Annotated in this window: 21 protein-coding genes and 1 riboswitch; of the genes, 8 read left to right on the top strand and 13 right to left on the bottom strand. The window is 59.9% G+C overall.

The features are described 5' to 3' along the window. Positions 1-56 precede the first annotated feature (56 nt). From CLV97_RS09500 to CLV97_RS09475, 6 genes are all read left to right on the top strand, one after another. Positions 57-782, top strand: coding sequence for an AIM24 family protein (locus tag CLV97_RS09500; protein ID WP_106345287.1), 726 nt, complete (start codon positions 57-59; stop codon positions 780-782). Positions 783-881: 99 nt separating this feature from the next. Beyond that, a complete protein-coding gene (locus CLV97_RS09495; RefSeq protein ID WP_106345286.1) occupies positions 882-1,295 on the top strand; it encodes a VOC family protein in 414 nt (137 codons plus the stop codon). 149 nt (positions 1,296-1,444) lie between these two features. Next, positions 1,445-1,555: riboswitch (SAM riboswitch) on the top strand. Positions 1,556-1,622: 67 nt separating this feature from the next. After that, complete coding sequence (metH, locus tag CLV97_RS09490) at positions 1,623-5,078, top strand: methionine synthase (RefSeq protein WP_211295718.1); 3,456 nt, start codon at positions 1,623-1,625, stop codon at positions 5,076-5,078. Between the two features lie 125 nt (positions 5,079-5,203). Continuing rightward, on the top strand, positions 5,204-7,066 hold the full coding sequence (locus tag CLV97_RS09485) for a bifunctional homocysteine S-methyltransferase/methylenetetrahydrofolate reductase (RefSeq protein WP_106345285.1): 1,863 nt from the start codon (positions 5,204-5,206) through the stop codon (positions 7,064-7,066). A 324-nt stretch (positions 7,067-7,390) separates the two neighbouring features. After that, positions 7,391-8,092 carry an ABC transporter ATP-binding protein gene (locus tag CLV97_RS09480; RefSeq protein WP_106345284.1) on the top strand — a complete coding sequence of 234 codons (702 nt, stop codon included), beginning with the start codon at positions 7,391-7,393 and terminating at the stop codon, positions 8,090-8,092. A 12-nt stretch (positions 8,093-8,104) separates the two neighbouring features. Then, positions 8,105-9,376, top strand: a complete 1,272-nt coding sequence (locus CLV97_RS09475) for an ABC transporter permease (protein ID WP_170070435.1) — start codon at positions 8,105-8,107, stop codon at positions 9,374-9,376. 222 nt (positions 9,377-9,598) lie between these two features. Here CLV97_RS09475 and CLV97_RS09470 read toward each other — a convergent pair whose 3' ends face one another. The 4 genes from CLV97_RS09470 to CLV97_RS09450 form a co-directional block, all read right to left on the bottom strand. Further along, complete coding sequence (locus CLV97_RS09470) at positions 9,599-9,961, bottom strand: hypothetical protein (protein WP_106345282.1); 363 nt, start codon at positions 9,959-9,961, stop codon at positions 9,599-9,601. 43 nt (positions 9,962-10,004) lie between these two features. Beyond that, positions 10,005-10,619: an FMN-binding negative transcriptional regulator gene (locus CLV97_RS09465; RefSeq protein ID WP_106345281.1), complete on the bottom strand. Its 615-nt coding sequence runs from the start codon at positions 10,617-10,619 to the stop codon at positions 10,005-10,007. 490 nt (positions 10,620-11,109) lie between these two features. Then, a complete protein-coding gene (locus tag CLV97_RS09455; protein WP_106345279.1) occupies positions 11,110-11,427 on the bottom strand; it encodes an AzlD domain-containing protein in 318 nt (105 codons plus the stop codon). Further along, positions 11,420-12,109 carry an AzlC family ABC transporter permease gene (locus CLV97_RS09450; RefSeq protein ID WP_106345278.1) on the bottom strand — a complete coding sequence of 230 codons (690 nt, stop codon included), beginning with the start codon at positions 12,107-12,109 and terminating at the stop codon, positions 11,420-11,422. The genes CLV97_RS09455 and CLV97_RS09450 overlap by 8 nt, the downstream gene beginning before the upstream one ends. 221 nt (positions 12,110-12,330) lie before the next feature. On the opposite strand from CLV97_RS09450, the gene CLV97_RS09445 reads away from it, so the two are divergent. Next, entirely contained in the window at positions 12,331-12,885 is a 555-nt protein-coding gene (locus CLV97_RS09445) for a helix-turn-helix domain-containing protein (protein ID WP_106345325.1), read from the top strand. Between the two features lie 456 nt (positions 12,886-13,341). Here CLV97_RS09445 and CLV97_RS18790 read toward each other — a convergent pair whose 3' ends face one another. The 9 genes from CLV97_RS18790 to CLV97_RS09400 all read right to left on the bottom strand — a co-directional run bounded on the left by CLV97_RS18790 (position 13,342) and on the right by CLV97_RS09400 (position 22,650). Next, positions 13,342-14,310 carry a peptidoglycan DD-metalloendopeptidase family protein gene (locus CLV97_RS18790; RefSeq protein ID WP_106345277.1) on the bottom strand — a complete coding sequence of 323 codons (969 nt, stop codon included), beginning with the start codon at positions 14,308-14,310 and terminating at the stop codon, positions 13,342-13,344. After that, complete coding sequence (locus CLV97_RS09435) at positions 14,307-14,903, bottom strand: hypothetical protein (protein WP_106345276.1); 597 nt, start codon at positions 14,901-14,903, stop codon at positions 14,307-14,309. Before CLV97_RS09435 ends, CLV97_RS18790 begins: the two co-directional genes overlap by 4 nt. Further along, positions 14,900-16,636, bottom strand: a complete 1,737-nt coding sequence (locus CLV97_RS09430; protein ID WP_106345275.1) for a hypothetical protein — start codon at positions 16,634-16,636, stop codon at positions 14,900-14,902. Before CLV97_RS09430 ends, CLV97_RS09435 begins: the two co-directional genes overlap by 4 nt. A gap of 68 nt (positions 16,637-16,704) precedes the next feature. Then, the gene (locus tag CLV97_RS09425) at positions 16,705-19,392 is read right to left on the bottom strand and encodes an ATP-binding protein (RefSeq protein ID WP_106345274.1); all 2,688 of its coding nucleotides are present in this window, start codon (positions 19,390-19,392) and stop codon (positions 16,705-16,707) included. A gap of 34 nt (positions 19,393-19,426) precedes the next feature. Beyond that, on the bottom strand, positions 19,427-19,861 hold the full coding sequence (locus CLV97_RS09420; protein WP_106345273.1) for a hypothetical protein: 435 nt from the start codon (positions 19,859-19,861) through the stop codon (positions 19,427-19,429). Positions 19,862-19,873: 12 nt separating this feature from the next. Beyond that, positions 19,874-20,146, bottom strand: coding sequence for a hypothetical protein (locus CLV97_RS09415; protein WP_106345272.1), 273 nt, complete (start codon positions 20,144-20,146; stop codon positions 19,874-19,876). Positions 20,147-20,161: 15 nt separating this feature from the next. After that, the gene (locus tag CLV97_RS09410) at positions 20,162-20,968 is read right to left on the bottom strand and encodes a conjugal transfer protein (RefSeq protein WP_146130456.1); all 807 of its coding nucleotides are present in this window, start codon (positions 20,966-20,968) and stop codon (positions 20,162-20,164) included. A gap of 202 nt (positions 20,969-21,170) precedes the next feature. Next, a complete protein-coding gene (locus tag CLV97_RS09405) occupies positions 21,171-21,788 on the bottom strand; it encodes a class D sortase (RefSeq protein WP_106345270.1) in 618 nt (205 codons plus the stop codon). Positions 21,789-21,795: 7 nt separating this feature from the next. Further along, the gene (locus CLV97_RS09400; protein WP_106345269.1) at positions 21,796-22,650 is read right to left on the bottom strand and encodes a hypothetical protein; all 855 of its coding nucleotides are present in this window, start codon (positions 22,648-22,650) and stop codon (positions 21,796-21,798) included. Between the two features lie 350 nt (positions 22,651-23,000). Here CLV97_RS09400 and CLV97_RS09395 point away from each other — a divergent pair, with 350 nt between their 5' ends. Continuing rightward, positions 23,001-23,948 (top strand): 4-hydroxy-3-methylbut-2-enyl diphosphate reductase, encoded by a 948-nt coding sequence (locus tag CLV97_RS09395; RefSeq protein ID WP_106345268.1) that lies wholly within the window; start codon positions 23,001-23,003, stop codon positions 23,946-23,948. Positions 23,949-24,147: the final 199 nt, after the last annotated feature.

Raw genomic sequence — 24,147 nt, 5'->3', positions numbered from 1 at the left:
GAGCCTGCTGGCGATGATGGTTGCGAGAAGAGCGTGGGGAAGGGGATTGAAAGAGATTGTACAGCGTCTACTCCAACGATCGGTTGTTTGCTGTCGTCGATCTCATGGAGGGAATCGAGGGAAGCCGATTTGAGATCCTTGAGTACAAGGAAGTGAAAAAAAGCGGTGCCCCTTTGCGGCAAATCCGGATTGTTCTGAACGAGGGGGAGGTCCGGTCTGCGGAGGGTGTGCTCCAGTTTTTCAAGGGGAACATCGGCGTGAAGACCAAACCGGGGGAGGGAGGGGCCGCCTCCGAAATCCTGCGGAAAGCGATGACCGGAATTCTGGCGAAGGAATCCCTGGTCAAACAACCCCTCATGCTTCCCGTCTACAGCGGCGAGGGCGAAATCTATCTGAAGCCGTCCTTTGGTCACTATCAGCTTCTCTGGATGGAGCGGGAGGAGATTATCGTCGACGAGAATGTGTTTCTCGCCTGTGACGCGACCGTCAGTGTCAGCCCCGTCCGGATCAAGCTCCCCGCTTCGGAGGGCAAGGAGGACAAGGTGCTGCTGCAGGTGAAACTGTCCGGCACCGGCGCCTGCGTGCTGCAGCTGCCCGTTTCTCCGCAGGAGGTCATGTGCCTTCCCGTCGCCGAGGAAAAATTGCAGCTGGAAGGTTCCTATGCCTTTCTGCGGAAGGGGGCGGTCCAACTCAGCGTGACCGGCAAAGGGAAGGATTCCCTCTCCTATCATTTCTCCGGAACCGGTGAGGTGTGGGTCGCTCCCACCAAGGACGTCCGTTGACCTATGAAACAGCGTGACGGGAATGGGGCATGTTAGAAACGGAGGCTTCGGTGAATCCACTTGTACCTTTCACATGCGAACACGAAGAGGGGGATTTCCGTGAAAATCAAACTGACCAGCGTACTGGTGGACGATCAGGAGAAGGCCCTCCGGTTTTACACGGAGGTTTTGGGCTTTGTGAAGAAACGGGATGTTCCGGCGGGTGGAGCCCGGTGGCTGACGGTAGTTTCACCCGAGGGTCCCGAAGATGTGGAGTTGCTTCTTGAGCCGAACAGCAATCCGCTTATTCAGATCAACGGCCAGCCCGCCGCCGCGGCCTATCAAAAGGCTCTTTATGAGGCGAAAATTCCCTATACCATGTTTTTTGTCGAGGATATGAATAAGGAATACGAGCGCTTGAAAAAACGAGGGGCCACCTTCGTCATGGAGCCCACCAAAACCGAATGGGGCTACCAGGCCATGATCGATGATACCTGCGGCAACCTCATCATGATTGCGCAGGAGGAAAAGTGACGGTTTCTGAAAGGTGCCCCTTTCAGAGTGGATATTGACAGTCCGACACCGGATCAAGTATCATGACAGAAACAGCTGTGGGGCGCAAGCGGACGAATTCCGCGGGCGTTGCGCCCCTCGAAGGAACGGACAATTTCATAGTGAGAGCGCTCTTATCAAGAGAGGCGGAGGGACTGGCCCGATGAAGCCCGGCAACCTATCGGAAGCGATTCCGGTGTGGTGCCAATTCCTGCAGAGAGTCTATCTCTGAGAGATGAGAGTCTGGAACCCCACCCAACCTTTCATCCGCAGAGATGGAAGGTTATTTTTTTACAAAGGATGATGGCGATGGAGAAGCACCCGTTGGTTCGACGGATGGAGGAAAAAATCCTGATCCTGGACGGCGCGATGGGAACGATGCTTCAGCAGGCGGGACTTTCCGCCGAGGATTTCGGCGGGGAGGCGCTGGAGGGATGCAACGAAATGCTCAATTTGACCCGGCCGGACCTGATCCGAAGAATTCACGAGGATTATCTGGCGGCCGGGGCGGATCTGATCGAGACCAACACCTTCGGGGCGACGCGGATCGTGCTGGAGGAGTACGGACTCGGGGACCGGGCGGAGGAGATCAACCGGAGAGCCGCCGAGCTGGCGGTGAACGCCGCCCGCCGGTGGTCGACGCCGGAACAGCCCCGCTTCGTCCTGGGGGCGATGGGGCCGACGACGAAGACCCTTTCCCTGACCGGAGGCGTCACCTTCGACGGGTTGGTCGACGCTTACCGGGAGCAGGCCCGGGGACTGCTTCTGGGAGGCGTGGACGCGCTGCTTTTGGAGACCGCCCAGGATACCCTCAACGTGAAGGCGGGGGGCATTGGAATTCGCCGTGCCTTTGAGGAACTGGGGCGGGAGGTGCCCCTCATCATCTCCGGGACGATCGAACCGATGGGGACGATGCTGGCCGGTCAAAACATCGAAGCCTTCTATCTCTCGGTGGAGCACCTGAAGCCGGTGGCCGTCGGCCTCAACTGCGCCACCGGACCGGAATTCATGCGGGATCATCTCCGGACCCTGTCCGGGCTGGCCCGGTGCGCGGTCAGCTGTTATCCCAACGCGGGATTGCCGGACGAAGAGGGGCGGTACCACGAGACGCCCCGGGCGCTTGCGTCGAAACTGGCCGCCTTTGCCGACGCGGGCTGGCTCAACATTGCCGGGGGTTGCTGCGGGACGACGCCGGAGCACACCCGCGCCCTGGCGGAAGCCCTGCGGGGGAAGAGGCCCAGACGGCCGATTTCGTCCCATCCGCCGGCGGTTTCGGGGGTGGAGGCGGTCTTCCTGGAAGAGGACAACCGCCCCCTCCTCGTCGGCGAGCGGACCAACGTGATCGGTTCGCGCAAATTCCGGGAACTGATCGCCGACGGCCGGTATGAGGAGGCGGCGGAGATCGCCCGCCGGCAGGTGAAGGGCGGCGCCCAGATCATCGACGTCTGCCTGGCCGATCCGGACCGGGATGAGCTGGAGGACATGGAGCGGTTTCTCGAACATGCGGTGAAGAAGGTGAAAGTTCCCCTGATGATCGATTCCACCGATCCGGCGGTGGTCGAACGGGCCCTCACCCATTCCCAGGGAAAAGCGATCATCAATTCGATCAATTTGGAAGAAGGGGAAGAGCGCTTCGCCGCGGTGGTTCCCTTGCTCCGCCTTTATGGAGCGGCGGTGGTCGTGGGGACGATCGACGAGGAGGGGATGGCCGTCGATCGGGATCGGAAACTGGCGGTGGCCCGCCGTTCTTACGAATTGTTGACGGAGAAATACGGGGTGGCGCCCGAGGACATCATCTTCGATCCCCTGGTGTTCCCGGTAGGAACCGGGGACGAAGCCTATATCGGCTCCGCGCGGGAGACGGTGGAGGGCATCCGGCTGATCAAAGAGGCCTTCCCCCGCTCCGCCACGGTCCTGGGCATCTCCAACGTTTCCTTCGGCCTGCCCTCCGCCGGCCGGGAGGTGCTGAACGCCGTCTTTCTCTACCACGCCACGAAGGCGGGCCTGGACTACGCCATCGTCAACACGGAGAGGCTGGAGCGCTACGCGTCGATTCCCCCGGAGGAAGTTCGGCTCGCCGAGAGGCTCCTTTTCGAAACAACCCGGGAAAACTACGAGGCGGTTTTAGGCGAATTCACCCAATTCTACCGACAGAAGAAGGAGGAGGAGAAGGCGGAGCCGGCGGTCCGCCTCCCCCTGGAGGAGCGGTTGGCCCGCTGCGTGGTGGAGGGATCCAAGGACGGGTTGTTCGATGATCTGAAGGAGGCCCTTGGCCGGTACGATCCCCTGGACATCATCAACGGCCCTCTGATGAAGGGAATGGACGAGGTGGGTCGCCTCTTCAACGACAACCAATTGATCGTCGCCGAGGTGCTGCAGAGCGCCGAGGTGATGAAGGCGGCCGTTTCCTTCCTCGAGCCCCACATGGAAAAGGCGGACACCCATATGAAGGGAAAAATCCTCCTGGCCACGGTGAAGGGGGATGTCCACGACATCGGGAAAAATCTGGTGGACATCATCTTGTCCAACAATGGTTACGAGGTGATCAACCTCGGGATCAAGGTGACCCCCGAGCAGTTGATCGAAGCCTGCCGTCGGGAGGAGCCGGATGCCATCGGCCTCTCCGGTCTCCTGGTCAAGTCGGCCCAGCAGATGGTGGTGACGGCCCAGGATTTGAAGGCGGCGGGCATCGAGGTGCCCATCCTGGTGGGCGGAGCCGCCCTCACCCGCAAGTTCACGGAGACGAAAATCGCCCCGGAGTATTCCGGGATCGTCCTCTACGCCAAGGACGCGATGCAGGGGTTGGAGCTGGCCAACCGGCTGATGGACGGCGATGAGCGGCGGAAGGTGGAAGGCGAACTCCGGAGGAGACGGGAGCGAACCTCCAGGCGCGCCGCCGGAGGAAACGACGGCGGTCCGGCCGTTCTCACCGCGGAAAGGCATTCTTCCGTCCGGCGGGACGCTCCGGTGTTCGAGCCGCCGGATTTCGAACGGCACATCTTGCGGGAGGTTCCCGTCGACCACCTCCGTCCCTATGTGAACGAACAGATGCTCCTGGGCAAGCACCTGGGACTTCGAGGCAATGTGGAAGAGCTCCTCGCCCGGGGGGACGGAAAAGCCCTCCGGCTGAAGGAGGAGGTGGACGCCTTCTTCGCGGAGGCGGAGGAAAAGGGCTGGATCCGGCCGCAGGGCATGTACCGCTTTTTTCCCGCCCAGGGGGACGGGAACGACATCCTCATCTATGATCCCCGGGATCCGCGGCGGGTGCTGGAGCGGTTCTCGTTCCCGCGGCAGAAAAAGGATCCGTATCTCTGCCTGTCCGACTTTCTCCGCCCGGCCGGGTCCGGGGTGATGGATGCGGTGGGCTTCCTGGTGGTGACGGCGGGGGAGGGGATCCGGGAGCGGGCCGAACGGTGGAAGGAGCGCGGCGATTACTTCCGGTCCCACCTGCTTCAGGCGGCGGCCTTGGAATTGGCGGAAGCCTTCGCCGAACGGCTCCACCAGATCATGCGGGAGCGGTGGGGCTTTCCGGATCCGCCGGAGATGACGATGAAACAGCGGTTCGCCGCCCGGTATCAGGGAATCCGGGTCTCCTTCGGCTATCCCGCCTGTCCCGATTTGGAGGATCAGGCGAAGTTGTTCCGGCTGATGGAGCCGGAGGCGATCGGCGTCCGGTTGACGGAAGGGTTCATGATGGAACCAGAGGCGTCGGTGTCGGCGATGGTTTTTTCGCATCCGGAGGCCCGCTATTTCAATGTGCTGTGATGGAGGGACCGGCTTTTCGAAACCGGCCGGGGGCGTTCCGCGACCGCCCCCGCTTGCGGGCGAACGGTTGCGGCGTGCCCCTGCGGCCGCCTCTTTAGAAAAACGAGAACCAAGGGGGGAGACCGGTGGGGGAAAAGCGATGTTTGAAGGAGCACCTGCGAGAGAACCTGATTGTCGGGGACGGGGCGATGGCCACCTATTTGTACCAGCAGGGGGTGCCGGTCGGGCTCTGCTATGAAGAGCTGTGTCTCACCCGTCCGGACCTGATCCTGGAAGTGCACCGGGCATACTTCGAGGCGGGAGCCCGGCTCCTGGAGACCAACACCTACGGCGCCAACCGGGAGCGGCTGACCCGTTACGGACTGGAAGGCAAGGTGACCCGGATCAACCGCGCCGCCGTCCGTCTGGCCCGGGAGGCGGCGGGAAATGAAGCCTTCGTGGCCGGAGCGATCGGTTCGGTCCTGGCGGGGCGGGTGCCCCGCTACGACAGGGATGAATACCGGGACATGTATGAAGAGCAAGCGACGGCCCTGCTCCATGCCGGTGCGGATGCCATTCTGCTGGAAACCTTTTTGGACCTGGAGGAGCTGCTGCTGGCGGTGGAGGTGATTCGCCCCCTGACGGAGGTTCCGCTCATCGCCCAACTGGCCCTGCTCGAGGTGGGAAGGACCCGGGACGGCTACCCGCTGACGGAGGCCTTTCGCCGGCTGCAGGAAGCCGGCGTCGACGGGGTGGGGCTCAATTGCCGGCTGGGACCGGCGGAATGCCTTCGCTCCCTGGAGCAGGCGGCGGTGCCGGAGGACGTGTACTTGTCCGCCTTTCCCAACGCCGGCCGGCTGGGGATCACCGACGGCGAATACCGGTACAAGTCGTCGCCGGAGTATTTCCGGGAAAGCGCCCTGAGGCTCCGGGAGCAGGGCGTCCGCCTGATCGGCGGCTGTTGCGGGACCACGCCGCAGCACATCCGGGCGATGGCGGAAGCTTTGAGAGGGCTTTCCCCCCTGCCGCGGATCAATCCGGAGGGCGCTTCCCTTGAAAGGGATTCCGTCCCCCTCGCGGTACAGCCGCCCCGGAAGGAACCGGCCATCACCGAAAAGGTGGAGGCCGAACGGACGGTGATCGTCGAGTACGATCCTCCCCGGGATCTGGATATCGCCCGCTTTCTTCACGGCGCCACTCGGCTGAAGGAGGCCGGGGCCGACGTGATCACCCTGGCGGACAACTCGATGGCGACGGCCCGGATGAGCAACATGGCCCTCGGAGCCATCTTGAAATCCCGGGGCATCGAACCCCTGGTTCACGTCACCTGCCGGGACCGCAACCTGATCGGCCAGCAGTCCCATCTGATGGGGCTGTGGGCCCTGGGGATCGACCAGGTGCTGGTGGTGACCGGGGATCCCACGCGGATCGGCGATCTGCCGGGATCCAGTTCCGTCTACGATGTCTCCTCCTTCGACCTGATCCGGATGGTGAAGCAATTGAACGAGGGGATCTCCTTCTCGGGAAAGCCCCTCAAGCAGCGGGCCCGCTTCGTCGTCGGGGCGGCCTTCAATCCCCACGTTCACAACCTGGAGGCCGCCGTCCGCCGGTTGGAGAAAAAGGTGGAGGCCGGGGCCGACTTCGTCATGACCCAGCCGGTATATGATCCCGAAACCATCGGGCGGATCCATGAGGCGACCCGGCATGTCGGCATTCCCGTCTTCATCGGCATCATGCCCCTCACCGGGTTTCGGAACGCCCTCTTTTTGCACAATGAGGTGCCCGGAATCAAAATCGCTCCGGAGGTCATGGAGCGAATGCGGCGGTGCCGTGGGAAGGAGGAGAGCCGCAGGGAAGGGGTGGCCATCGCCCGGGAGCTGGTGGACGCGGCTCTGGAACACTTCCGGGGTATCTATTTGATCACCCCCTTCTTCCACTGGCGGATGACCGCCGAATTGACCCGTCACATCCGGGAGCGGGACAGGAGGCATGCGGTGGTGGGAGAGTAGATAAATGCGGATCCGGGCGCCTTCGCCCGGATTCAGACTGTATAGGGAGGGAGCGGTTTTTCGCCGGGGCGGAAAATCGCCTTTCGGCTCGCAAGCCTTGAGGATTGTCCAATCCCGATCCGGACAGCTGTCCTTTCAAATGCCGCGTAGAGGGCCGATGGTCCGGCGATACGGTCCCGCACCCGGCAAAGCCTGCTCCCGCCGGAGCAACGGACGCTCCTCCGCAACGCCTCCGGGCGACCGGAAGAGGATTGCCCCCTTCGGCGACGAAATACTCGTTAGAAGATGCTTTCACCGGGAGAGAGGCGGAAAGGGCGGAACGGAATGGAGATTTTGCAGGTCAAACTGGAACGGGCGGGTTACAGCCGAGGCCGGGAGATTCTGCGGGATGTGTCGTTCTCCCTGCGAGCCGGGGAGATGATGGGGTTGATCGGGCCCAACGGCGCCGGGAAGAGCACCGTCATCAAAGCCATCCTGGGTTTTTTGAAGCACGTGGTGGGCCGGGTACATCTGCGGGAGGCCTGCCGGTACGGTTATATCCCCGAACATCCGGTTTTTTACGAGGATCTGACCGTGTGGGAACATCTCGAACTGGCCGCTTCCGTCTGGGGAATGCCGCGGGCGGCCTTTGAGGAGAGGGCTCTGGGGCTTTTGGAGCGGTTTCAGCTGAGGGGGGAGATGCACCATCTTCCCCGGGCCTTCTCCAAGGGAATGCAGCAGAAGTTGATGTTCGTGACGGGCTTCCTGTTGCAACCGGACCTCTATGTGGTGGACGAACCCTTTATCGGTTTGGATCCGAGGGCGACAAAAACGCTGCTTCAGCTGCTTGAGGAGGAGCGGAGGCGCGGGGCGGCCGTCCTGCTGTCCACGCACGTTCTGGACACGGCGGAAAAAATCTGCGATTCCTTTCTCTTGCTCCATCAGGGACGGTGCGTCGCCCGGGGGAGCCTGATGCGGCTCCGACGGCAAATCGGACGGGAAAACGCGTCGCTGATGGATTGTTTCGATGTGTTCACCTCGGCTTAAGGGGGGTGGATCGTGGCGCCGAGCCGATGGTTTTTTAAAAGGTGGAGAGCCGATCTGCGGTTTCAGTGCCGCGTCTTCAGCACCGTGGTGGATTGGACGGTCGCCTTGTATTTGGTGATTCCCTGCCTGATCCTGCTTGCCGAGCGGTACATCGCCTGGTGGAAGGGGGAAGCGGCATGGGTGGCGGAGGTTCCGTCGCTTTTGCTGTGGGCGGCCGCATTTCTGTTTTCCTGGTCCGGTCCTTTTCGCCTTTATCTGGAGCCGGCGGACCAGCTCTTTTTGATGCAGCGATCGGACTGGATGAGAACATACACCGTCACGGGCCTTTGGTTCGGTTGGGGAAAGCGCGCCCTGGAAAGCGGTCTGTTTCTGGGTCTTCTTTCGCCCTTTCTCCGTTACGAGATCGATTCTTCCCTTTCATTCGTTGGAATGGGGCTTTTCCTTTGGCAGGCCAAGGCTTGTCTGGCTCTGGTTCGGAGGTTCTTGGCCGGGATGGATGGAATGCTGCGCAAGGGGCTGATGACCGTTTTCACCCTTGTCCTGGGCGGGGCTGCGTTTATGTGGATCGGAGAAGACGGCCATCCCTTCGGATTTTACGCGGGGGCGGCGGTGCTCGCGGGATGCTGGAGCCTGCTGGCGTGGCTGCGAAGCCGTCAAAAAGGGGTTCTTTTCACGGAGATCGATTATGATCAGGCACAGCGGATGAGGTGGGCCGCTCTCCTGTTGCAGACGTCGGGTGTGGTGCATCAAAGATTTTGGGTCATGAAACGGCCCTGGCTTTTTCCCCGCTCAACCCCTCTCTTTCGCAGGCGGACCGCTTCCCGCATCGTGGCGGAGGCGGTGATCAAATCGTTCCTTCGAAGCGGTCGGCAGCTGGTTCCGTACTTCCAATTGGTCGCGTTTTGTGCCGTTGCCCTCCTGGTGACTCCGACAGTCCTGCGGTGGGGATGCTGGATCTTGTTTTCTTTTCTGTTTTCCCTGTGGGGGCGTTCCGTTTGGAGGGAGTGGCGCTCCTTCAACGGGATGTTCGCCGTCTGGGCGCAATCGGGTTTTAAGGTCCGGGGCGCCTTTCAAAAAGCCGTTTTCGTCCTTCAGCAGATCGGCTTTCTTCCGTTGTCCGCCGTCATGGGAGCCGTCACCTTCGGACCGTGGGGAATGGTATGGATGATTGGGGCCGGTTGGGCCGTCTCCTGGTATACCGTTTCCCTGTTCGCCCGACGAGAGTGTCAAGCCCCTTCCAAGCAGCCGCTGGAATATCCATCTGAGGTGGAGGAGGGTCGATGAACACTCTCCTTTCGGATGCCCTGAGAGGTGTGTCTGAGTGCCCTTTGCGATGCGGGCGAAACGGCGGCACTCCCTCCGGCCGCGATCCTATCGCCCGATGGCAAAGACATTTGCGTCACATATCCTCCGGGTGTTCACCAGGTATACGTCGGGCGAGAAGGCCGAAATCCGACAAAGCGGAGAACCCGGCTCCCGCAGGAAAACCGGGTTCCCCAGGATGCCCTATTTTGAAGCCGGAAGGAGAGAGATTTGATCGGGATACAAGACCGCCATCATTCGCTTTCCGTCCTTTTCGAAGACATGCGCGCGCCCCATCTGTTCCTCTTTCCGTTCCTTCCAACCCCACTTTTCGATTTCCCGAAGATATCGGTCAAACTGCTTACCGGTGAGGGAGGGCCTGATTTCGTAAAAGATCCATCCCTTGTCCGCCTGAGGTTTTTCCACCCTTTCGCTGCGGGCCGGGATCGGAAAGTCGGGATCGACCTCCGACGGCTTGAAGGACAGGGAAAAGACGGGGGAAATGTAGAGGAAAAAGAACAGGATGATCGCGATGGCGGCGACCAGAAGCATCCATTTCCACTTCAAGGATATCCTCCCTTTCTGCGAAAACTGGGACATCGGCTGAGCGCTATTTGATTTGGTCTTCCATCAGCCGGGCGATTTGACCGGAATCATACCGGTCCTCCCGCTTCAGACCTTCGATCACCCGCTTCCGCCGTTCGATCGGATGATTTTGATTCAGTTTCCATTTTCCCTGGATCTCGGTGATTTCGATACAAAACCCGACCGTGGCTTTCATCAGGTTTTTGAAGAATTCTCGGTTCGGATCGGTCTGCCACGGATCTTCCCTCTCTGATTCATAGAAATGGATCGTTTCCCGCAACAGTCTCTTCATCGTTTCTTCATCTTCGATGATCCGGAAGGTGCCGTACACGTGCACGGCCACGTAATTCCAGGTGGGAACGGTGTTCTCTTCGCCGTACCACGCGGGGGAGATGTAGGCGTGGGGGCCCGGGAAAACGACCAGCACCTCGCGGTCGATTGATTTCCATTGGGGATTGGCCCGGGCCATGTGACCGTACAGGGTTCCGAGCCGCCCTTCCCTTTCCTTGAACAGAAAGGGAAGGTGGGTGGCGGCGGCCCTGCCGTTTCCCTGGGAAAACAGGATGCCGAAGCTGTTTTCCCGGATGAACCGGACGATGCTTTCCCGATCGTTCATCGCAAAGGGCTTGGGTATATACATGGTTGCTTTTCCTCCTCGAATATGAGGGATTTTATTCCCTTCAACAAGAGGCGGGTCCAATCCTGTCCGCCTCCGCTTTCCGAGGTTCCGAAAAAATGGAGACGGCAAAAAGGGGGATGAGGACAAAAACCCGTTTGATGCGCGTGCGGGACTACGGATCCGACCTGAAACGGGCGGTGGAATGTTCAAGGTGGCGGTTACCTGGCCTCCGAAGAACACCAAATATGTTCACCCCGAGGCGTGCAATCAAGGAATTCGACGAGTCTCCTTCCCGCGGCCGGTTCAACTATTACACGGAGGACGTGGACGCCTTGTGGGAACGGCTGAAGGACCGGGTGGAAGAGGTGGAGGAGTTTTGTTACCCCGTCCGGATCGCGGATGGTGAACTTGCGCGACCCGGACGGCAACGAGCTGGGATTTGTGCGGGGATGAGAGGGTCTTCGTGGAAAACCGGGCCCTTGCCGCGGGACCCGTTTTTCCGTGTAGGAATCTAAGAGGTAAAATAGAAGTGGCGAACCGACCACCCGGCCAAAATGCCGATCAGGACGGACGGAAGAAATCGCTTGGTGGTCAGGATCGCGACGGCAGCGACGAGACAGCCGACGAGGACGGGCACGGAAAGGTGTCCGTCCGCGGGGGTGAAAATCTGTTTGATGATGAGTGCCGCCATGATTCCGACGGGGACGTGCTCAAAATACAGGCGCAGGGCGGGACTCATTCTTCGTCCTGCCAGGATTTCGAGGCCGACGATCCGCGACAAATAGGTGGAAACCGCCAGCAATCCGATGAAGAGCCAGACATCAGGCATGAGACTGCTTCCTCCTTTGGATATAAAGTCCCACCCAGGGAGCCGATACTCCAGAAAGGATGATGGTCAATTCATTACCCGGCCTGAGATATTCGAGCAGAAGGGCGATGATGGCGGCGGCGGCAGCCGTTGCGATGACCGGTTTTTCCGTCAGCACCGGAAGGAGCAGGGCGGTGAAGGTCACCGGGAAGGCCAGGTCCAATCCCCATTTTTGGGGATCCAGTTGGTTTCCGGCGAAGGCGCCGAGGAATGAGGAAAAAGCCCAGGCTGCATAGAAGAGGACGACCACCGTTCCGAAGTAGAGGGGGTCCGGTCCGTGCCTTTTAAATCTCGCACTTCCCAACACGAAGGGTTCATCCGATACGCCAAAGGCGAGCAGCCACCTTCCCCTTTTTGCGGGGGCGAGGCCCTCGGCCAGGGCGGCCCCGTACAACAAATTGCGCAAATTGAGCAGAAGCGATGAGAAAAAAATGCTCGTGAGGCCGGCTCCGGCAGTCAGCATGGCGACGGACACCATTTGGACGGATCCGGAAAAGACCAACAGGGACATGGCTACGGCTTCCGCCACGCTCAGGTTTGCTTGAACCGCGAGCACACCGTAGGATAAGCCATAAGCCGCAATGGCGACGGCAAGGGGCAAAGCTTCCGCCAAACCCGCTTTGATACGGCTCTTTTTGTCCACAGCTGAAGCCCCCTTTTGGATGGAAGTCCGCGGAGAGCGGAGTCGGGAAAATCCGGTGAAGATGGTGTATTAAAAGTTAATTTAGGTAAATTATAATATACCACAGCCAGGGAATCAAGACGGCGGGTCTTTGCAAAAAGGGAAGGAGTGCCTTGTCGGGCGGGTGCGGAAACCGATTTTCCCGCCCCGTTCCGGCAAGGATCGGAAAGAAGGAGGAAATGATGAAAGAACAGGATGTGGGAAAGCGGATCGGCGCCAACTTACGGCAAATTCGGACGAGCCGGGGAATCAGCCTGGAGGCGCTGGCCAGACAAATCGGGGTCAGCAAACAGACTTTGATCAAGGTCGAACGGGGGGAGGCCAACCCCACCTTGTCCGTCATCTGGAGAATCTCCAACGGTCTGGAGGTTCCGATCACCGCTTTGCTTTCCCTCGAATCGGACGTGGCCATCGCCCGGAAGAAGGATGGGCTCAAACTGATGAGTCCCGACGATGTTTTTGTCGCCGAGCCGTTGTTCGGCTCCCACGGCATGGTCGAGCTGTACCGAGGATACCTGAAGCCCCGGGGGGAATATGTTTCCGAGGCGCACCGGACGGGGGTGACGGAATTTGTGACGGTGATGTCCGGTTGTTTGACGGTGGAGGTGGACGGCGAAACCTATCGTCTGGAGGAGTACGATTCCATCCGTTTCAGGGGGGATCGTCCCCACAAGTACTCCAACCCCTCTTCCTCCCTGGCGATCATGCATTTTGTCATTTCCTACAGCCGACTTTGAACGGGAGTGCCGATCTATGCAGGGGATGCGACTCGGCCGAGAAAAAAGAGACTGCCGTTTTTGCGGCAGTCCCGCGCCTCTTCGTCTTTTCCGCTTCGGAGGCGAAGGCGGCAGAGGTTTTTCGCGGTTCTTCGGGGACGGTCGGGCCCTCTGACTCGCCCGGGCGTCAAATTTCACTGTACAAAGAGAAAAATATATAGTATATGTGGTATAGGTGCTACGGATATCCCGAAGAGCAGGCAACCCGTGCAAGGACGAACAGCATGAGGGGGGTTTGTGCCGATGTTGAGCCGGGCTGTGGAGAACGCTTCGGGAATATTGCTCCTGTTGTCGCTGTTGGGTTCCTTGATTCTGATGGCTTTATACATTCGCGAAAGGGGAAAAAACCAATCCGATTGATCCGATCACGGATTCGCCTCACCTTCGGAATTTGGGTGGGGCTTTTTTTATTTGTCCCTAGGGTTGAAAGAATTTCAAAGGATCGACCGGCAATCGGTTTTTTCGCACGGTGAAATGGAGGTGGGGTCCCGTGGAGAGCCCGGTGCTTCCCACGGCGCCGATGATTTGTCCTCCCTTGACGTGTTCCCCCCGGCGGACTTCGATGGAGGAAAGGTGTCCGTACAGGAGTTCAATCCCGTCCACCGTTTCCAGGACCACCGTGTTGCCGTATCCGCCGAGCTTTCCGGCGAAGCGGACGATACCTCCCGTTGCGGCGACCGCCGGCCTGCCCTTCTCGGCGGGAATATCGATCCCGTCATGGAAGCGGCGGGTTTTCAAAATCGGGTGGGTTCGGTAACCGAAGCCGGAGGAAATGCCTTCGGGATCCGTTCCCGGCACCGGCCATTGAAAGGGGAAGGCGGCGACAAAGGTCGGGTTTTCCTCTTCATCCAGATACCCGTCGGCGATCCGGAGGACATCCTTCACGTACCAGGAGGCGTGGTTGTAGTGCCACAGGGCCTTTTCCAGATTCTCCTGTCCACCGTGATCCCTCAGGTACCTGGCCGCAGCGTGGGCGGCGTCCTCCACGTTCCAGGGATCGGCTTTGCCGTCGCCGTTTCCGTCGACGCCGTAGGCTTCCCAGGTCGAGGGCAGGAACTGAAAGGGGCCGATCGCACCTTTGCTCGAGATCATGTTTTTCCGCTCGGGATCCCCCGGTTTGGTGGTCTTGCCGAAATCGGTCTCCCGCTTGTGGATGGCGGCCAGGACATTCCACGGGATCCCGTATTTTGCCCCCGCCTTTCGGTAGATGTCCAGAAATTCGTAGGGGATCTGTTTCAGTGCCTGTTTGTTCGGCTTTCCCGCCACGTGGTGGATGGGGTCCCGGTTGATGCCCATGACGATCAGCACCGTCAGGAGGACGACGGACAGGATGATCAGCAGAAACGACAGCAGGGAATACAGAAGCCATCGTCCGGCCACATTCACCGGAAACCCTCCTCCCTTTGCCACACGATCCAGCGGTCTTCCTCCTTTTTCATCGAAAACCACAGATGAAGCTCCTCGTTGTCCGAGGTCATCACCACAGCCTCGAAGCTGAGCCCGCCTTCCAGCAAGGGGGGTTCCACCGGCCACAGGGTCAACTCCCGGATCTTCTTCGGTTCGCCCACTTTCATCGACTGCCGGATCGCTTCGTAATAACTCCGGGAGACATAGGGTTTGACCGCCTCGGCCACGGCTTCCGGCGAATCGCCTTCGGGCATTGTGATGATTCTTCGGACAAACTTTTCAGCCACCCGCTTCGCCTGCTGCCGCTCTTCCTCCGAGATGGGACGGGCGGATTCTTCGCCCTCCTCCGGAGCGACTTCTTCTTCCGCATCGGACTCGGGAATCGCATTCGCCGCCGCACGTTCGAACGAAGCCGGTTCCTTTTCGGGCGGGACGGGGGATGCCGTCCGCTCCTTGATCCAGCGGCTGATCCCCACGATGGAGAAGACCACGATGAGCCAGATGATCAGGGAAAACAGAAACAGGCGCCGATAGGAACGGGGCGGGCGACGGAGGGAAGGTCTACTCCTCATCGGCCCTTCAATCCCTTGATGTTCACTTTTCCGCTTCGATACGCCGGTCGGATCCGATCCCTGGCCGAAGGATTCACCCGTCCCCGGATATTGTTTCTCGGAGAGATCAACTGGCGGTTCCGCAGCCGTCCGCTGGCAGGCGCCGGTTGCGAGGCAAAGGCGGAGAAGGCGTAGGAAGGCGCCTTGGCCGGCCTCGCCGGCGGTTTAGACAACCGGGCGCGGAGGGGCTGGGAGGCGCTTTGTCCCGGACGCGCGGCGCCTTTCGGAGACTGGGCTGCCGCTCCCCCGAAGACGCGCTGCAGGTAACCCCTTTGTGCTCCGCCGGAGCTTTTTCCGCCGGAACCTCCTTTTGGACGCCGTTTCCTCCATTCGAAGGTTCGTTCCACCACCCGTTGTACCGACTCGCCCGTCTTTTCCTGCACCACCTGGAAAGGCTGGGCCGGGATGTTCCGGATAACGTGGCCGGGTGCCCCGAAGGGGGCCTTGAAGAATTGAATCACCCGTTCCCTCACCGGTTTCCAGGCCAGCACCCCCACCAACAGGAGCTGGGGAACCAGACCGCCCAGGAGCCAGCCGTATTCATCCACGAAGGACCACATTTTGGTGGAGAGCAACATGTACATGCTGACGAGGAAGGCCGCCACGATGCCGTACAGTCCGGTTTTCAGCCATTCCTTGATCCAGTTGAAGACCGCGAAAACCCCGGCTCCGGGCAGCACCCCGAAGAGGAAGACGAAGGGGGCCATCGCCGAGGTGATCAGAAAGAGCATCTTCGTGACGAAGACGAACAGGGATAGGATGAGATAAAAAAACCCGAAGATGAGAATGGCCAGCCCGTTCAAAAAGGTGACCGCCGTTCGCCCGATCAGCCCGGACCAACTGGTCATGGACGGGTAACGGGGATTGTCCCCCTCGGTCCAGGATTTGACCAGTTTTTCCCTCTCTTCCTCCGTGGCGGAGAGGAGGAGGTAGGTATCCCGGGCGATCGGATCCGGGGAATCGGGGGAGATCTCCGAGCCGGGTTTCATCGCCTTTCCGAAGGTGGCCAGTTGCCAAGGGATGATGGCGTAGTTTTCCCAGATCTTGTTGCCGGCCTGGATTTGTCCCGCCTTTTCCGGTTCATCGGTGGCGATGGCTCGGCCGTTGGCGGTTTCCATCGCCTGAAGGAGCAGTTGGCCCGACACCGCCTGGGTGAACCCGTGAACATTGGTCATGTAGGTGTACAGGTTGGCGAAAAAGGAGGTGCCGATCGCCAGGACCAGGATGGCCCAGGCCACATCCTTGGCGGTTTGGGCGATGCGGCGACGGAACAGCTGGATGAAGATCCAGGTGCTCATGATGATGAGCAATCCGTCGAGGACCGTTCCGAAGAAGGAGCCCCCCAGCTTTTGAACCTGATCGGAGACCAGGGAGGCGAGGGGATCGAAGATTTTCAGGACCATGATCAGCTGCGAGATGTAGATCACCATTTTGAGGAAGGCCATTTCCACCACGAAGGCCATTCCCCACAGGCTGTTCCAGGCCTCCCGGAACACTTCGGTGAAGCCGTAGTTGTCATCGAAGTAATAGCTGTCCAGGTTGAACTGCTCGTATAGCTCGTTCTCTCCGTTCACCGGCGAGCGGCTTGGAAACATGTTTTCCACGGCGCTGTCCTCGGCCGCAAGGGCCGTCGGGGGGCAAAGGAGGGAGAACAGGAGCAGGGCAAGGACGAAGGGACGGGCTTTCCTCGGCACGGCTATTCACCTCGCTTCACCAAGATGCTGAATTCCGGTGGGGTCTTCTTCCGGCGCGGTGTGCGGAATTATCCCGCCGCTCCCTTCGTCTCTTCATCCAGCAGCCGGTACGCCTCTTCCAGGGGAAGATTGCGCAGGTGTCCGTATTTTCGCTCCCGCTCCGCCACGGCTTCGGGGCGGGTGTCGAAGGCGCGGAAGAGGCGGGGGTTGACCCGGCGCAGGTCAAACTTCACCTTGGCCACCCGCTGTTCGACGTCCCGCATGATCCATTCTCCGGCGTCCAGGTTCATGATTTCGGACAAGTTCCGCTCCGTCGGTTCGATGCCGAGGATCTCACAGGCCGATGCCGCTTCCGATTCGTCGCTCACCCGGAAGATGCAGCGGTTTCCCATGTTGGAGCGGATTTCTTCCCCGCCGTCCTCCCCTTCCCGCAATTTGGCCGAGGGGTCGATCCGCAGGTCCCGCGTGTTGTGGACGATCATCACCACGTCGGCGTCCTTGCTCCGACAGGTGCGGATCAGCTCCCGGTAGGTCATCTGGCCCACCTTTTCATCCCGCAGTTTGTGTCCTTCCTCGAAGGTAACCGATTTGGCGCTTCCCGGACGGTTGACGAAGCGCCGTCCCAGATCGGCGATGCAGGTGAAGACGGCCATGTTTTGCCGGTAGTCGGGGCGGCTGGGGTCGGGGAACTGCAACTCCTGCATCTGGACGATCGTCAGGGGAGAGGAAAGGTCGACGGGATCTTCCTCCCCGCTGCCGAACAGGAGTTGCGCCTTGGTCCGGGTGGCTTGCCGCTTCAGAAAGGATGCCACCCGGTCCACTTCGCTGCGGGCGGCTTCCCGATTGATGGGGAAGCGGACTTCTCCCCGGAGGAAGGCCTCCAGGTAATGGATGACCCGCATCATGGTCGGGTGGTCGTCGCTTTTCAGGGTTTCGTCGACGGCGTAGCCGATCGCCTGTCCCGCCAGGCTGGTGTCCGGTTCCCCCGCCAGGTAGAGGAGCAGGGTGAGGGCAAAATCGGCCACGTATTGCCGTTCGTTTACGTCCTCCCTCAGCCGGGGGTCCTTGCCGAGGGCGAGCAGCGGGTCCAGCTTCCCCTTGTCCCGGACGGAGGTGCTCAAGGAAACCAGGTTCATCAGGGGGCGCAGTTCCGGCAGCTCAAAGGCCCAGGCCCACTTTTCGTCCTTCGGCTCAAAGACGAACTGTCTCACCCCCCGCATCAGCCGATTGTAGATGAGCCAGTTGGCCAGCATCGATTTGCCCCGGCCCAGCGTTCCCATGATCAGCATGGAGGAGGTGAGGGAGAGCTGGTTTCGCGCCCGGGATTCGTCCAGATAGGCGGGAGAACATCCGACGGCGCGCTCCCCGTGCCGGCTGCCCGAGGGGACGGTGATTCCGACGAAGGTGCCGGAGGGATCTCCCACCTCGCTGCAGCCGATGGGCATGAAGGAGGCGATGAATTCGGCGGTGGGACGGACGAAGTAAAAGGAGTCGATCTCCGTCGATCCCGGAAGGGTGTAGCAGTATAGGGTCTTCTGCTTGACGATCGGCACCTCCAGCCGGAGATCGATCTCCTTCATCGCCTGGATCAGCTTCCGGCGGCGCTCCCGGACCATCTTCGGGGTGTCTCCCCACACGGTGAAAATCATCTGGGCCCGGAACAGGGGGATCTGTTCCTCCTTCACCTTTTGCCGGAGCTCCTGGTTGGTGTCCTTTCTCTCCAGGTCCCGCTCGAAGTCCGTCAGGTCCTCGGAGTCGGAATCCCCTTCCCGGGTTGATTCTTTGACGTGTTGGATTTGTCCGGTGATGTACTGGAAGACGTTCTGCAGCTGGGACAGGGCTTGCTCGTGGGGGATCGGAACGGTCCGCACCATCAGTTCAACGGGAAAGTCCAGCTCCCGGACCTGCTGAAAGATTTCCGCCCCGCCGGGAAAGCGGAGCCCCCAGGGCAGCCAGGAAAGGGTAAGATGGGAAAACCAGCCGCTTTTCTGGCCGTCGGGGAACTCCTTGGTCCACTTGACCATGCCCAACTGCTTTCCGAAGTCCAGGACGACGTCGTGGAGCCCCCGTTCCAGATCGGCCCGGGAGGTGTAGATGTGGCCATCCTGCACCACCAGCTCCATCGGTTCCTCCTGGTAGGGAGGGTTTGTGCCGCGGCAGCCGCAGCGCTCGATCAGCCAAAGCACTTCGCTTTCGCTGCAGCGCTCGATGCCGGCGTGGAATTCCTGCCGGAGGCGCTGGAAGATCTCCTCCTCCGCCTGTTCGAAGCGCTTCCACTCGCTCCAGGGAAGGCGATAGGGTTCGCCGCCGATGATGTCATCGATGAGCGCCATGGGATCCCGGATGATCTCATAGACGTTGCGGGCGATTTCCTCTCCCAGGTTCCCGGTGACCGGTTCCAAGTCGATGGCGAGATAGAGGGGGTGCCGGTAGGGAACCATCTCCCGGATCGCCTCCGCCGTGGACCGGATGTTTTCCTCCCACGCCTTGATCCGGTCGGCGGGAACCTGAGGCCGTCCCTCTTCCAACACGTCCAGGGGGGAATGGGGGACGGGGACCTGCCACCAGGTCAGGGTGTGAGGAAATTCATTGAGGAAGTTGGCCAGATGATCACGCAATCCCCGCTTTTCCGAGGAGGAGAGAAACTCGTAGTTTACCTGCGGCACCCGATAAAAGGCCTGACCCCTCCCGTCTTTGGTGACCATCAGGTTGCCGGAACGAAAGAGAGCGGGCACCTCAAGCCGTTTCCGTTTCACCTTCAGACCCTCCTTGAGAAAAACGGCGGTCGACTCAACCGCCGCTTTTCTTGCGCTTGTTCCGGACCGGAACGCGTCGACTCAGGATGCGGAACCGCTCCCGACCGGCATCGACGGGTTCCAGGTTGCCGGAGACCCTTTTTTCCGTCCGGATGAATTCGATGAAGGAGATGAACCCGTGAACGAGCGATCGGGCCCGGGGTTTGATGAATTTGTTGATCAGGAAGACCAGTCCGACGGGCACTGTGACGTACTGGTTCAGGGGCAGGAGGCTGAGACCCAGGTACTGATCCAGAACGTAGGCGATCCCTTCGAACAGGAAGAAGAGGATGGCCGTCTGAAAGTCCAGCCAAAACCCCTTCAGATATTTTCCGAAGAAGGGTATCCAGATCAGCGACACCCAGACGCGGATCGATCGGTTCCACCCCTCGTGATAGGAAGGCACCCACTCTTCGTCCATCCGTTGCACGGTTCCACCGCCTTAGAAAAACCCGGCGAAAAATTCGATGGTGTTGCGAAGGGCGTTCTCCTTCAAGATGAAGACCCCGGCGATGGCAGCCCCCGCAATGAAGGCGGGCAATTTGGGACGCGCGCTCTTGACCACCAGCATGGTGAAGAAGATGATGGGCACGATGAGAAAATAGGCTTGTTCCAGGTTGGGCCGAATCCAGTTCTCAAAGTTGTTGACGAAATTCCACAGTTTGTTCTCCTGAGGAGCCTGCAAGAGCGCAATCGCGAGATACAACCGATCCATCTCTGCTATCCTCCTTTACTCCCGCGGGATTTCCGGAATGGTCTTTTTGATCAACCAGCGGTTTCCGCTTTTCTCTGCTTGGAATTCAAAGCTTTGAGGAACCGCCTCTCCGTCGATCGTCAGCCGGACCCGGGCGACGATGTGCAGCTGATCGCTCTCCGACTGGCTGACTTCAATCCTTTCCAGTCCCTCGTACTCGGCCTTGAGCGACGGGGACAACACCCGACGCGGCTGGCTGTCGCTGAAGAGCAAGGCCAAGTCCTGGGGAGTTCCCTTGGTGTACTGCCGGAAGAAAGAATCGACCAGGGAACGGGCCGCCCGGGTGGTGGACGAATCCGTCACCTGCGGGAGAGATTTTTCCTTCGGAGCCTCCGCCGGCGTCGGTTCGGGAACGAAGGTCGGCAGACCGATCACCCCGAACCGGTTTTGACGGACAGTGACCGGAACCGACAGGTAGACGATCTGACCCTCGTCCAGGAGGGCGCGAACGGTGACGGTCACTTTTTCTTCTCCCAATGACCTCATGTCCCAGGCGATGATGTTTTCCACCTTCCGGGGGTTTCCGAAGGGTGGCGGATCGAAGCCCGCCGCGGCAAATTTTTTCGCCTCTTCCAGATTGCCCGTCAACCAGAAGTGGGTGAAATAGACGGCGTAGTTTTCCGCTCCCTTGCGGCTCTCCGGAATGACGGGCGCGTCTTTGGCATTGGCGTTGTCCGTTGCGGCAGGGGCCCGGGGCGGGTGGAGAATGTCGTAGGCTCCCTTGGCTGCGAGGAAGAGGAGGATCGCCGTGATCACGATCATCCGCACCCTTCGCCAGTACACGCCTTTTCCCCCTTTCGGTCAGAAGTGAATCGGGAATCGATAGGGGAGGTGGTCCGCGAAATCCTTGTCACGGCGAAGGTCGCGGTTCCCTCCGACGCCCCGGCAAGGGTTTGCCGAGCTGTCAGGGACGCGGTGATCTCCACAACCACTATCGACTTTCGCTATAACGGAAAGGGACAGAGGGCCTCTGTCCCGTGGTTCATCAGGAATTGGGAGTGATTCGGGTCAGTTTTGCTTCGACGAGATAGCGCTTGGGCGCGTTGCCGACGTAGTGAAAGGGATAGCAGGTGACGAGCAGCAGTTTAGCCTGCCCTTTGCCGTTGGATTCCACGGTGTACGATTTGTCGGCAATCCATGAACGGGTCACCCGGAAGGTGAACCGCCCCGCCTCCGTTTCTACATAAATGGAGTCCCCTTTTTCCAGCTCTCCGATTTGCCGAAGCCGGGTTTCCCGGTGCCCGCCGATCACCGAGGTGTCCGGTTCCCCCGGAAGGACGCTGGTTTCCGCGTGGCCGATTCCCTTGCGCAGCTGGGGCTCCTTCGTCCCCTCCACCAGGGGAAATTCCGCATCGATTCGGGGAATGATCAGCTTTCCGAACACTTGTCCCCGCTTCGGGTGGCGGTCGTATACCACCCAATCGGGCGAATCCTTTTCCGGAGGAGGTGCCGCGGACGGAGCCGATGGCTTGGACGTTTGGGGAGATGCGGAGACGGGGGCGATTTCCCGGTCCATGTTCCAAAGCTGCCAGACTTCCCACAAACCGAAGGAGAAAAGCCCCAAACCCGCCAGGGTGATGAGGGTAAAGACATGCCGCTTCACTTCGACGTCAACCCTTGGCGGAGACGATTTTTCGTCCCGCCCAGCCGACTGCCGCCGTCAGCAAGCCGACGACCATCAAGAGGGGACCGTGGCTGGCTGTCTTCGGCATGGGGGTTTTTTCCGTCCGGGGGAGTTGGCGATCGGTTTGAGAAGACGCTGCTGCCACTTCCGTGGACGGTTTCGGCTCTTTTACGGGATCGGCCGTCTTATTCCCGGAATCGGTCAGCGATTGCTCCGATGAAGTTTTTCCCGTGCTTGCCGTTACCCGGTCAGCCTCCGCTTTTCCGGAGGGTTCCCTTCCCTGCGGCTGATTTTCCGGCGATTTTCCGGAGGGCTTTGCCTCTGCAATTCGGGGAGCGGTTTGGGGTTCCAAGATCGGAAGTCCGGGAAGATCCTTCGTTTCCCGCTCCTGTCGAAGGCCGGAGTTTTTAGCCGGCGTTTCGGATTTGGGCTTCGGATCGGCATCCTTCGGCTGGAACAGTTTCCCGACAAAACCCGACCGGTTTGGATCGGGCGGGGAAGACTTCGGATCGGGGCGCGCCTTGTCCTGCGAATTTTTCGCGGCTTTCCGGCTTTTCTCGTCGGACGTCGCATCGGGTTTTGCATCAGGTGATGCATTGGACGGCTTCGGAGGCTTTGTGACCGGGGATTCCCGCGAAAGATCGAAGGGCGGTTCCAGAATCCGCTTTTGCCCGGACGGCTCCGACGGCTTGGATTGAGGCGGTTTGGCCTTTTCAACCGGCGCCTTCGGAGGTCCCGGGGCAGGACCGATGGGCGGCTCCTGTGAACCGGCGTAGACGGAAGGACTGACAATCGTCAGGGAGAGGACGACTGTCAAAATTGAAAGACTTTTGCTTCTCAACGAAAGGACCCCTCCTTAAGAAGAACTCCCTCCTTGCTTCCCACCCCGATTCCTTTTTTTTCCTTCATCCGCGGTAAGCGACGAGTTTATCTCTTTAAAGAATCATATAATATTATTCTTATTTTATCAATGGTTATCGATCATTCAGGCCAATAAAAAATGATTTTTACGTTGTGCCCTCAACATACAAAATTCGACATTTTTCTGATCCTTTTCCAAAAGCTTGTAAGCCCTCTTTTCCTCCGGAGGGGAGCCGCCTTTTTGTTCTTTGCCTGCCCGGTGAGATATAATAAGGAAGAATCCGCCCCGGACCGAAAAAAAGAAAGCGGGGCTGGGAGGGGAAATGGGTTATGGAAGTGGTCAAAATCACCCCGAGGGGTTATTGTTACGGCGTTGTCGATGCGATGGTGCTCGCGCAGCAGGTGGCGAAGGATTCCAGCCTGCCGCGGCCCATCTACATCTTGGGAATGATCGTGCATAATTCCCACGTGGTGGAAGCGTTCAAGAGGGAAGGCATCATCACTCTGGACGGGGAGAACCGCCTGGAGCTGCTGGAGAAGGTGGACAAGGGGACGGTGATTTTCACCGCCCACGGGGTTTCGCCGGAAGTGCGTCGCCGCGCGCAGGAAAAGGGACTGACGGTCGTCGACGCCACCTGTCCCGATGTGACCCGAACCCACGAATTGATCCGGGAGAAAGTGTCCAAGGGGTATGAGGTGGTCTACATCGGCAAGAGCGGCCATCCGGAGCCGGAGGGCGCGATGGGGGTGGCTCCGGGCCGGGTCCACCTGGTGGAGAAGGAAGAAGACGTGGATGCCCTCGACCTGAAGGCCGACAAGATCCTGGTCACCAATCAGACCACCATGAGCAAATGGGATACCGAGCATTTGATGAAAATGGTCAAGGAAAAATATCCCCAGGCGGAGATCTACAATGAGATCTGCCTGGCGACCCAGCTGCGGCAGGAAGCCGTGGCCAATCAGGCCCGGGGAACGGATTTGGTGATCGTGGTCGGTGATCCCCGCAGCAACAACTCCAACCGGCTGGCCCAGGTGGCGAGGGAGATCGCCGGCGTCGACGCCTACCGGGTGGCCGACGTGACGGAGATCGATCCTGAGTGGCTGAAGGGGAAGAAAAAGGTGGGCGTGACCGCCGGGGCTTCCACCCCGACTCCGATCACCCGGGAAGTGATTCAGTATCTGGAGCAGTTTGACGAGAACGATCCTTCCACCTGGAAGGCGAAACGGACGGTGGATCAGAGCCGCCTGCTTCCCCCCGTCCGGCAGAAGAAGGCTTGAAGCGGGTTTTGCGAGGGCTTGGCCCTCGCTTTTTTTCGCTTTGGGTTTTGCAAAACATTATTTTAATATTTTAAATATTATTGGCGTTTTTTTATCGATTGGGACGTGTGCTCCGGCAGGGGGAGAGGTGTCGCGCGGGAGGAGGGGGGGGAGGACGGCTGACGTTCTTGTTCGGAGGATGAATAATCAAAGGGCCGGA

This window comes from Planifilum fimeticola, assembly GCF_003001905.1.
Taxonomy (GTDB): domain Bacteria; phylum Bacillota; class Bacilli; order Thermoactinomycetales; family DSM-44946; genus Planifilum; species Planifilum fimeticola.
This window is presented reverse-complemented; position numbering and strand designations above follow the sequence as displayed.